At 74.2% G+C, this 9,252-nt stretch carries 8 protein-coding genes and 1 riboswitch; of the genes, 4 read left to right on the forward strand and 4 right to left on the reverse strand.

Annotation, left to right across the window (positions count from 1 at the left end; translation table 11 throughout):
- Nucleotides 1-87 precede the first annotated feature (87 nt).
- Nucleotides 88-1,026: an SIS domain-containing protein gene (locus ACSNOK_RS26305; protein ID WP_436783259.1), complete on the reverse strand. Its 939-nt coding sequence runs from the start codon at nucleotides 1,024-1,026 to the stop codon at nucleotides 88-90.
- A 253-nt stretch (nucleotides 1,027-1,279) separates the two neighbouring features.
- Between ACSNOK_RS26305 and ACSNOK_RS26310 the strand changes: the two genes are divergently transcribed.
- The 3 genes from ACSNOK_RS26310 (at nucleotide 1,280) to otsB (ending at nucleotide 3,933) form a co-directional block, all read left to right on the forward strand.
- Nucleotides 1,280-2,563 (forward strand): extracellular solute-binding protein, encoded by a 1,284-nt coding sequence (locus ACSNOK_RS26310; RefSeq protein ID WP_436783260.1) that lies wholly within the window; start codon nucleotides 1,280-1,282, stop codon nucleotides 2,561-2,563.
- Between the two features lie 74 nt (nucleotides 2,564-2,637).
- Entirely contained in the window at nucleotides 2,638-2,877 is a 240-nt protein-coding gene (locus tag ACSNOK_RS26315) for a DUF3263 domain-containing protein (RefSeq protein ID WP_436783261.1), read from the forward strand.
- A 159-nt stretch (nucleotides 2,878-3,036) separates the two neighbouring features.
- Nucleotides 3,037-3,933 (forward strand): trehalose-phosphatase, encoded by an 897-nt coding sequence (gene otsB, locus ACSNOK_RS26320; RefSeq protein WP_436783262.1) that lies wholly within the window; start codon nucleotides 3,037-3,039, stop codon nucleotides 3,931-3,933.
- Nucleotides 3,934-4,206: 273 nt separating this feature from the next.
- Here otsB and ACSNOK_RS26325 read toward each other — a convergent pair whose 3' ends face one another.
- The 3 genes from ACSNOK_RS26325 to ACSNOK_RS26335 form a co-directional block, all read right to left on the reverse strand.
- Nucleotides 4,207-4,995: a hypothetical protein gene (locus tag ACSNOK_RS26325; RefSeq protein ID WP_436783263.1), complete on the reverse strand. Its 789-nt coding sequence runs from the start codon at nucleotides 4,993-4,995 to the stop codon at nucleotides 4,207-4,209.
- A 123-nt stretch (nucleotides 4,996-5,118) separates the two neighbouring features.
- A complete protein-coding gene (locus ACSNOK_RS26330) occupies nucleotides 5,119-6,585 on the reverse strand; it encodes an alpha,alpha-trehalose-phosphate synthase (UDP-forming) (RefSeq protein ID WP_436783264.1) in 1,467 nt (488 codons plus the stop codon).
- A 41-nt stretch (nucleotides 6,586-6,626) separates the two neighbouring features.
- Nucleotides 6,627-7,574, reverse strand: a complete 948-nt coding sequence (locus ACSNOK_RS26335; protein WP_436783265.1) for a glucosyl-3-phosphoglycerate synthase — start codon at nucleotides 7,572-7,574, stop codon at nucleotides 6,627-6,629.
- 164 nt (nucleotides 7,575-7,738) lie between these two features.
- A riboswitch (SAM riboswitch) is annotated at nucleotides 7,739-7,873 on the forward strand.
- A gap of 17 nt (nucleotides 7,874-7,890) precedes the next feature.
- On the opposite strand from ACSNOK_RS26335, the gene thrC reads away from it, so the two are divergent.
- Complete coding sequence (thrC, locus tag ACSNOK_RS26340; RefSeq protein ID WP_436783266.1) at nucleotides 7,891-9,195, forward strand: threonine synthase; 1,305 nt, start codon at nucleotides 7,891-7,893, stop codon at nucleotides 9,193-9,195.
- The last annotated feature ends 57 nt before the right edge of the window (nucleotides 9,196-9,252 follow it).

Here is a 9,252-nt window from a genome sequence, read left to right on the forward strand (position 1 = left end):
CCCCCCCCCCCCCCCCCCCCCCCCCCCCCCCCCCCCCCCGAAACGGTGAGAGGGCGGGACCGGGGCACCCCACCCCCCACCCCGCCGCTAGGCGCCGAGCACCACGCTCCGCGTCAGTCCCCGCGGCCGGTCCGGGTCGCGGTCGCGCGACTCCGCCACCGCCACCGCGACCCGCTGCGCCCGCACGAGCTCCGCCATCGGGTCACGGTCCGCGTGGACGAACGTTCCGCCGGCCGCGCTCACCGCCCGCTCCAGGCCGTCGTCGGGCACCGGGCCGAAGGCCCAGGTCACCCGCCCCGGTCCGGCGATGGCGACCGGCCCGTGCCGGTACTCCATGGCCGGGTACGCCTCCGTCCAGGCCCCCGCCGCCTCCCGCATCTTCAGGGCCGCCTCCTGGGCCAAGCCGTACGCCCATCCGCGCCCGAGGAACGTCCACTGGGAGGCGGAGAGCAGCGCGGCCGGCAGCGGCTCCGTGACGGCCGCGGTCGCTTCCTCGGCGGCCCGCAGCACCGCGTCCGTCCCGCCCGGCAGGGTGGCCCGCAGCAGCGCGAGGGCGGTCGTCGCGAACCGCGTCTGGACGACGGACTCCTCGTCCGCCCAGTCCAGCACCGCCAGCGCGTCGGCCGCGTCCCGCACCGGAGTGGCGGGGTCGGCGGTGAGTGCCAGCAGCGGCGCGGTGCCCCGGAGGGCGCGGAGGAGGTCCAGGACCTCCGTCGTGGTGCCGGACCTGGTGATCGCCACGATCCGGTCGTAGCGGCGGCCGGCCGGGAACTCCGACGCGGCGAACGCGTCCGTCTCGCCCTGCCCCGCCGCCTCGCGGAGGGCCGCGTACGCCTGCGCCATGAACCAGGAGGTGCCGCACCCGGTGACGGCGACCCGCTCGCCGGCCCGGGGGAGCCCGCCGGCCCGCGCGGCGGCGTCCGCCGCCCGGCGCCAGCAGGCGGGCTGGGTGGCGAGTTCGGCGGCGGTACGGGATCCGGGGGCGGCGGGCGGCGGGGTGGGCGACGCGCTGGGTGATACGGCCATGACCTGGGCTCCTTGCGGTGTGCGTGAGCGTTCCGTCCGTGCCCCACCGTGGATAGCAGCCCGTCGCGGGCGGGGGGAAGGGCGAGGCCGTTGCGAGCCCGTGTTCGAAGAGCCTTTAAGGTGGCGCGGAAGAACGTGCGGAGTCCGCGACTCCCGCGGTCCCCACCGGGCGGGTCCCCCGCACCACGGCCGGGGGCGCGCGCACGGGCACGGGCACGGTCACACGGATCACAACCACAAGGGCGGAAAGCAAGTGGAGCGGCGGCGGTTCTTGGGTCTCTCGGCGGCGGGTGCCGCGACGGCGGCGATGGCGCCCGCACTCTCGGCGTGCGGCACCGACGGGCCCGGGGGCGGCAAGACGCTGCGGCTGGTCGCCGCCGAGTACGGCGACGGCAAGCCGGAGAACAGCTCGAAGAAGTACTGGGACTCGGTCGCCCGCACCTTCATGGGCGACCACAAGGGCGTCAAGGTCGAGGTCGAGGTCTACAGCTGGACCGAGGTCGACAAGAAGGTCGCCGACATGGTCGCCCAGGGCAACGCCCCGGACATCGCGCAGATCGGCGCGTACGCCGACTTCGCCGCCGCCGGCAAGCTCTACAGCGCCGACCAGCTGCTCTCCATATCCACCCAGGCCGACTTCATCGCCTCGATCGCCCGCGCGGGCGAGGTGCACCGGATGCAGTACGGCCTGCCGTTCGTCTCCTCCACCCGGCTGCTCTTCTACAACGAGACGCTGTTCCGCAAGGCCGGCATCCTCAAGGCCCCGCAGAACTGGGCCGAGCTCCAGGCCGCCGCGGCGAAGCTGAAGGCCGCCGGCGTGAAGATCCCGTTCGGGCTGCCGCTGGGCCCGGAGGAGGCGCCCGCCGAGACGATGCTGTGGATGCTGGGCGGCGGCGGTGGCTACACCGACAAGAACGGCAGCTACACCATCCGCTCGCAGCAGAACGTCAAGACGTTCGAGTGGCTGCGCGACGAGCTCGTCGGCAAGGACCTCACCGGCCCCGGCAACCCCGCCCGCACCAACCGCCAGGAGCTGTTCGACGCCTTCTGCAAGGGCGAGGTCGGCATGCTCCACGGCCACCCCAGCCTGATGCAGCAGGCGGAGGCCGGGCAGATCAAGTACGGCAGGGCCCCGCTTCCCGGCATCGACGGCAAGGCGAAGTCGACGATGGGTGTCGCCGACTGGGTCATGGCCTTCAAGACCGGCCCCCGCAAGGAGATGGGCCTCTTCCTCGACTTCCTCTACGGCACCCAGACCGTGCTGGACTTCACCGGCAAGTACGACCTGCTGCCGGTCACCACGTCCGCGTCCGAGCAGATGCGCAAGGAGTCGTCGGCGAAGCGGAAGAAGCTGCTGCCGTTCCTGGACCCGCTGCCGCAGGCCGAGTTCTACCCCGCCGACAAGACCTCCTGGGCCAAGGTCAGCAAGACGATCAAGGAGAAGATCGGCGGAGTCGTGCAGAAGGGCGCCGACGTCGCCGGCATCCTCGACGAGATCCAGCGCGAGGCGGACTCCACGGACGGCGTGGCGCGCTAGCCGGGACACCGGCCCGGACGCCGGCCGGGACGGGTGGGGGACGGGCCGTGAGCCCGTCGCCTACGCTGGTCCGCATGGAAGACAGCGACCGGCCGCTCTCCGAGCGGGACCTGGCCGTGCTCGCCCTGGAACGGCGGTCGTGGCCGGGCCCCGGCGCCAAGGAACGGGTCGTACGCGAACGGCTCGGCATCACGCCCACCCGCTACTACCAGCTGCTCAACGCCCTGCTGGACGACCCGCGCGCCCTCGCCCACGACCCCGTCACGGTCAACCGGCTGCGCCGCCTCCGCGAGGCCCGGCGGGCCCGTCGCTGAAGGGCCGGGCGTACGGGGGTGAGGAGCCGCCGGGGGTACGGGGTGAGGAGCCGCCGGGGTTCCCTGGAACGCGCGTCCCGAAACCCGGCCCCGAAAACCCCGGCCGACGAAATCCGGAAGCCCCGACTTGACGGCGCCCGCCTGGGTAGGGTCGTCGACATGGCCAGCCACCCCCTTCCGGAACCCGTGACATCCGCCGGGCGCGAGGGCCTCGCCGCGCTCCTCGCCCGGCCCGGACGCGCGATCGTCGCGCTGGACTTCGACGGGACGCTCGCCGAGATCGTCCCCGACCCCGAACGCGCCCGGGCGCACCCCGCGGCCGTCCCCGCCCTCGCCCGGCTCGCGCCGCACCTGAACTCCGTGGCGGTGATCACCGGCCGGCCCGCCGGGGTCGCCGTCCGCTACGGCGGCTTCGCCGGGGTGCCGGGCCTCGAACGCCTGGCCGTGCTCGGCCACTACGGCGCCGAACGCTGGGACGCGGCCACCGGCACCGTCAGCTCGCCCGCCCCGCACCCGGGCATCGCCGCCGTCCAGGCCGAGCTGCCCGGCGTGCTGGACGCGTCCGGCGCCTGGCACGGCACCTGGGTCGAGACCGCGCCCATCGAGAACAAGGGCGGCCGGGCCGTCGCCGTCCACACCCGCCGCGCCCCCGACCCGCAGGGCGCCTTCCGCGCCCTGGAGAAGCCGCTGGCCGAACTGGCCGCCCGGCACGGGCTGATCGTCGAGCCCGGCCGGCTGGTGCTGGAGCTGCGCCCGCCGGGCATGGACAAGGGCGTCGCCCTCGCCGACCACGTCCGCGCCACCGGCGCCGACTGCGTCCTCTACGCCGGGGACGACCTCGGCGACCTCGCCGCCTTCGACGCGGTGGAACGGCTGCGCGGCGACGGGCTGACCGGCGTCCTGGTGTGCAGCGGCAGCAGCGAGGTCACCGAGCTCGCCGACCGGGCGGATCTGGTGGTCGACGGGCCCAAGGGCGTGGTGGGGCTGCTGGAGGCGCTGGCGGACGGGGTGACGGCCGGGGGAGCGGAGGGGCTTGGGGCGTCCTCCGGCGCCTGAGTGGCGTTCGGGGTGTTCCCCGGGCCGTCGGCGGCTCGCCCCTTGTGGCAGGCGGGGGGTGTGCCGTGACCGGCCGGTCCGCCACGAGGGGTTCTCAGGCCCCGGCGGTGCCGGAAGCGGCGTATGTCGCGTACGTCGCTTACGTCCCAGCGCCCCCGCGCGTCGCGCAGGCGGAGAGCGCTTCCGCAGCCGGGCACGCGGCGGACGCCCCGTCCGGCCCCCCTTTTCTCCGCCTTCTCCCCCTTCTCCCCCGGCGAGCCGGGCCCGTCCCGCTCAGTCGTCGTCCGGGTCGGCCGTCTCCCGGCGCCCTTTCCCGTCGTCCTTGATGCCGACCGCCGCCAGCGCGGTCGTCCAGTCCTTGGCTATGGCCTGCTGCGCCTTCCGCAGGTCCGCCTTGCCCGAGCAGATCGCGTTCTTCAGCTTGGTCTCGACGACGTCCTTGGGGTTGTTGGGGCCCGCGCCCTCCCTGTGGCCGGGGGAGGGCGGCTCGACCCACAGGTTGCGGGGGTCGTTGGGGTCGCCGCCGAGTTGGAGACTGATGAGGTGGTCGTACTCGGCGTCCCGGAGTGACTTCTTGTAGCCGTAGGAGGCGGCGTTGGCGGTCTTCTCGCGACTGGTGATGTTCGTGGGCGGCCTGATGTCCTTGGTGTAACCGCTGCGGCAGATGGTCGTCTTCAGGGTCTCCGGGGTGACCTTCGGATTGGTGGCCCCCGGGGTGCACTTGGGGTCGGGCAGCGGCTCCTTGGCGGCGGTCCAGCGGTAGACGCAGGTGCCGGGAGCGGGCTGCTTCTGCACGGTGTACGAGGACTGCGGGCCCGGCCCGGCGGGCACCGTCCCGTCACCTGAACCGGCGGAACCGGAAGAGGAAGTGGAGGAAGAAGCGGACGGTCCTCCGGCCCGTGCGCCCCCCGAGGGCGACGCCGTGCCGGTGGCCGCGGGCCCCTTGGCCCCTTTGGACTCCGTCTTGTCGTCGTCGGATCCGGAGGAACAACCGGACGTGGTCACGGCGAGGGCGGCGGCCGTTGCCGCCGCCAGGGCGACCCAGCGCGGTGCGATCGGCATGTCCCGATGACTACCCCGCCGCACCGCCCGCCAGCCGGGCGGCCGAAGCACACCGGCGCGAACGGGAGCCCGCCCCACGCCCCGGCGCCCCTCCCGTCCCGGTGCGACGGACACCCTCAGGGCCTACAACGCCCGCAGCGCCTCCAGCTGTTCGACGAACCAGCGCGCCGGCGGCAGCGCCGTCGCCGCCGCGGCCAGCCGCTTCGACCGGTCCGCGCGCTGCCCGGGGTCCATCAGCAGCGCCTCGTGCAGGGCGCGGGCGGTGGCCTCGACGTCGTACGGGTTGACGACGATCGCGTCCGCCCCCAGCTCGGCCGCGGCGCCCGCCTCCCGCGAGAGCACCAGCGCGCAGCCGTCGTCGGAGACGACCGGCACCTCCTTGGCGACCAGGTTCATGCCGTCGCGGATCGGGTTGACCAGGGCCACGTCGGCCATCCGGTAGGCGGCGAGGGAGCGCGCGAAGTCGTCCTTGACGTGCAGCGCGACCGGCTGCCAACCGGGTGTCCCGAACTCCTCGTTGATCGCGGTCGCGACGCGCTCGACCTCCGCCGTGTAGTCGCGGTAGACGGCGAGGTCCTGCCGCGAGGGGTAGGCGAACGCGATGTGGACCACGCGCTCGTGCCACTGCGGGTGGTCCTCCAGCAGCCGCCGGTACGCGTACAGGCCGCGGACGATGTTCTTCGACAGCTCGGTGCGGTCCACGCGGACGATCGTCCGGCGGCCGGCGCCCACCTGCTCGCGCAGGGCGGCCATCCGCTCCTCGACGTCCGGGCGGTGGGCGCGCTCGCGCAGGAACGCGGCGTCCGCGCCGAGGCCGTGCACGCCGAGCAGGGTCGTCCGTCCGCCGTGGCGCACGGCCGTCGCCGTCCCGTCGGCCGCGCGCTCGATCTCCGCGCCGAGGACGTCGGCGCAGCAGGCGGCGAACGCGTCGGCCCAGCGGCGGGTGAGGAACGCCGCGCGGTCGCCGCCGAGGATGCCGCGCAGCACCTGGGCCGCCACGTCGTCGGGGAGCATCCGGTAGTAGTCCGGCGGCGCCCAGGGGGTGTGCGAGAAGTGGCCGATGCGCAGGTCGGGGCGGCGCTCGCGGAGCATCCCGGGGACCAGCGTCAGGTGGTAGTCCTGGACGAGCACCACGGCGCCCTCGGCGGCCTCCTCGGCGAGCGCGTCCGCGAAGGCGGCGTTGTACGTCTCGTAGGCGGCCCACTGCTCGCGGAACGCGGCGTCGAAGACGGGCTCCAGCGGCGTCTGGTACAGCAGGTGGTGGACGAACCACAGCACCGAGTTGGCGATGCCGTTGTACGCGGCGGCGAAGGTCTCGGCCGGGACGTCGAGCATCCGTACGCCGTAGCCGCCGGTGTCGGCGGGGTCGAGGCGGCGGCCCGCGCGGCGGGCGGCCAGGCGGTCGCCCTCGCCGAGCGCGGCGCAGACCCAGACCGCGCCGGAGTCCGTGCCGATGGCGCTGAGGCCGGAGACCAGGCCACCGCCGCCCCGGCCGGAGGTCAGGGAGCCGTCCTCGGCGACCCGGTAGGAGACCGGGCCGCGGTTGGAGGCCACGACGATGGGGGCGTTCTGCACGTGCTCAGCGACCATGACGCGAGCCTTGCCAGCCCGCCAACCGCTCAAACGTACGCCTACGCCGCGCGGCGCCGCGCGTACTCGGGGATCCCCGCCATCGGCGGGCGCTCCTCGGTGTCCACCGGGTAGGTGCGCGGAACGAATCCGTCCGCCGTGCGCTCGAACTGGGTGAGCTCCGGGCGGATCAGCGGTTCCCGGCCCAGCCGGAGCTGGGCGGTGCGGTAGATGGCGGCGGCCATCCGGCCCAGCGCCCGGCCGTCCTGGTGCCGGTGCTTGCGCACCCCGACGTCGACCTGGGCCAGCGCGTCCAGGCCCACCGTGTGCAGCGCGTCGACCAGCAGCCCCAGCTCCACGCCGTAGCCGACGGGGAACGGCAGCCGCTCCAGCAGCGAGCGCCGGGCCGCGTACTCGCCGCCCAGCGGCTGCACGAAACCGGCCAGCCGGGGCCAGTGCAGGTTGAGCAGCGGGCGGGCCACCAGCTCCGTCACCCGGCCGCCCTGGCCCACCGCCTCGCCCAGCGGGCGGTCGTACATCGCCTTGACGAAGGCCACGTCCGGGTCGGTCAGCAGCGGTCCGACGATGCCGGAGACGAAGGCGGAGGAGAAGTCGCGCAGGTCGGCGTCGACGAAGCAGACGACGTCGCCGGAGGTCACCAGCAGGGAACGCCACAGGACCTCGCCCTTGCCGGGGACGGCGGGCAGACCCGGCAGCACCGCGTCCCGGTGTTCGACGCGGGCGCCGGCCGCGCGGGCGACCGCCGCCGTGCCGTCCGTCGAGCCGGAGTCGAGCACCACCAGCTCGTCGACGAGGGGCGTGCCGCCGGTCATCAGGTCGCGGCGGATCGCGGTGACGATGTCCCCGACCGTGGCCTCCTCGTTCAGCGCGGGCAGGACGACGCTGACCGTGGTGCCCGTCGCGCGCTTGGCGGCGAGCAGCCGGTCGAGCGGGCGGTCCGCCGCGGTCCAGGACCGCCGGGACAGCCAGCGCTCCACCTCTTCCAGCACGTGAACGACTCCTCGTCTGTGGTCGGTGTGATGATCCGTCTCGCGGTGCGGACGGGCCCTCTCGCCGGGCCGCACCTTCCGATACAGTCTTGAACAACGCGGAGCACGCCCGTATGTCGGGGGTGCCGCGCGCACAAACGCCTGGGCCGCGCCCAGTGCCATACCGCTCATCCAGAGGGGCAGAGGGACACGGCCCGTTGAAGCCCCGGCAACCCTCCAGCCGGTCTCCTCGTGAGGCTCCCGGCGGGGAAGGTGCCAATTCCGTCTCGTGGCGAGGTTCGCCACGGGGAAGATGAGGAGAAAGGGCCTCGCCTCCATGGCTGTGCAAGCCGTCGAACGCGCTACTTCCGCCGCCGCTTCCGCCGCTGCTTCCGTCAACGGTCCCTTCGGGCCCGCCGTCGCGCTGTCCTGCCGCGAGTGCGGCGAGCGCGTCCCGCTCGGACCGGTCTTCGCCTGCGTCTCCTGCTTCGGCCCGCTGGAGGTCGCCTACGAGCTGCCGCTCGGCGACCCGGAGGGGCTGCGGGCGCGCATCGAGTCCGGCCCCGCGAACATCTGGCGGTACGCGCCGCTGCTGCCCGTCCCCGCCGACGTCGCCTCCCGGCCCAACCTGGAGCCCGGCCTCACCCGGCTCGTCCGCGCCGACAACCTCGCCCGCGAGCTGGGCGTCACCGGTGAACTGCACGTCAAGGACGACTCCGGCAACCCCACGCACTCCTTCAAGGACCGCGTCGTCGCCGTCGCGGTGGAGGCCGCCCGCGCCTTCGGCTTCACCACGCTGTCCTGCTCGTCGACGGGGAACCTGGCCGGGGCGGTAGGCGCGGCGGCCGCCCGCGCCGGATTCCGGTCCTGCGTCTTCATCCCGCACGACCTGGAGGCCGGCAAGGTCGTCATGGCCGCCGTCTACGGCGGCGACCTCGTCGGCATCGAGGGGACGTACGACGACGTCAACCGCTTCTGCTCCGAGCTCATCGGCGACCCGCTGGGCGAGGGCTGGGGCTTCGTCAACGTCAACCTGCGCCCCTATTACGGGGAGGGCTCCAAGACCCTCGCCTACGAGATCTGCGAACAGCTCGGCTGGCGGCTGCCGGACCAGCTCGTCGTCCCCGTCGCCTCCGGCTCCCAGCTCACGAAGATCGACAAGGGGCTGAAGGAGCTGATCGCCCTGGGGCTGGTCGAGGACCGCCCCTACCGGATCTTCGGCGCCCAGGCGGAGGGCTGCTCGCCCGTCTCGCGTGCCTTCAAGGACGGCCAGGACGTCGTCCGCCCGGTCAAGCCCGACACCATCGCCAAGTCCCTCGCCATCGGCAACCCGGCCGACGGGCCGTACGTCCTCGACATCGCCCGGCGCACGGGCGGTGCGGTCGAGGACGTCACGGACGGGGAGGTCGTGGACGCGATCCGGCTCCTCGCCCGGACGGAGGGGATCTTCGCCGAGACGGCGGGCGGTGTGACGGTGGGCGTCACGCGGAAGCTGCTGGAGGCGGGGGTGCTGGATCCGTCGCTGACGACCGTGGTGCTGAACACGGGGGACGGGCTGAAGACGCTGGACGCGGTGGCGGCGGGGCCGACGGCGACGATTCGGCCTCGGCTGGAGGATTTCCGGGCGGCTGGGCTGGGGTAGGGGGTGGGTCGCCCCGGTCCCGCCCTTTCACCGTTTCTCGGGGGGGGGGGGGGGGGG

This window comes from Streptomyces sp. URMC 126, from assembly GCF_051386555.1.
In the GTDB taxonomy this organism is placed as follows: domain Bacteria; phylum Actinomycetota; class Actinomycetes; order Streptomycetales; family Streptomycetaceae; genus Streptomyces.

Excerpts from the sequence above, each read along its gene's own strand:
- ACSNOK_RS26305 (WP_436783259.1), bottom strand. The coding sequence starts at position 1,026 with ATGGCCGTATCACCCAGCGCGTCGCCCACCCCGCCGCCCGCCGCCCCC.
- ACSNOK_RS26315 (WP_436783261.1), top strand. The coding sequence starts at position 2,638 with ATGGAAGACAGCGACCGGCCGCTCTCCGAGCGGGACCTGGCCGTGCTC.
- otsB (WP_436783262.1), top strand. The coding sequence starts at position 3,037 with ATGGCCAGCCACCCCCTTCCGGAACCCGTGACATCCGCCGGGCGCGAG.
- ACSNOK_RS26325 (WP_436783263.1), bottom strand. The coding sequence starts at position 4,995 with ATGCCGATCGCACCGCGCTGGGTCGCCCTGGCGGCGGCAACGGCCGCC.
- ACSNOK_RS26330 (WP_436783264.1), bottom strand. The coding sequence starts at position 6,585 with ATGGTCGCTGAGCACGTGCAGAACGCCCCCATCGTCGTGGCCTCCAAC.
- thrC (WP_436783266.1), top strand. The coding sequence starts at position 7,891 with ATGGCTGTGCAAGCCGTCGAACGCGCTACTTCCGCCGCCGCTTCCGCC.